Here is a 462-nt window from a genome sequence, read left to right as displayed (position 1 = left end):
GCCTATCCTTATCGCCATCCTTACAACTATCTTTTGACATGGTGACCTCGTGACGAAACAATCCACGAGATCTTCCTAGCCGACCAGATCAGCCCTCAGTGCGTGGTCGCCGGATGACGCTCACGAAAATGACGCGGCGCTGAACGTCGAAGGCTCGATCCAGGGCCTTAACCTTAAGGAGTTCTTCCTGCTGCTGTCCTCGACCGGGCTTGCCTACCGCCGCTGCGAACTGGTCCGCGTCAACGGCACCGAGATGGACATCCAGTTCATCCGGGGCAGGCCTGTGAAGAAGCGCGTTGCCGCGGCGGAGGGAACTGAAAGCCGCAAGACCTCGAGCTAGGCTGTGTGGACTCTTGGGATTCTCAAATCAGACGGAACGTGATTCAAGGCTTTCTTTTAGGAGGAAGCCTTGGGGGTTCTGGATCGGCTCGTTCTGAACGACACGCAATGGGACCGTATCTC

Annotated in this window: 1 pseudogene; it reads left to right on the top strand. The window is 56.9% G+C overall.

What is annotated here, in order from left to right:
- Window positions 1-124 precede the first annotated feature (124 nt).
- Window positions 125-340 (top strand): annotated as a pseudogene (locus ACZYOF_RS44350) (PilZ domain-containing protein); the annotation flags it as partial.
- Window positions 341-462 lie beyond the last annotated feature (122 nt).

Source organism: Bradyrhizobium sp. LeoA1Lang (assembly GCF_055413685.1).
The sequence above is the reverse complement of the archived record's forward strand: the minus strand, read 5'-3'. Positions and strand labels throughout refer to the sequence as shown.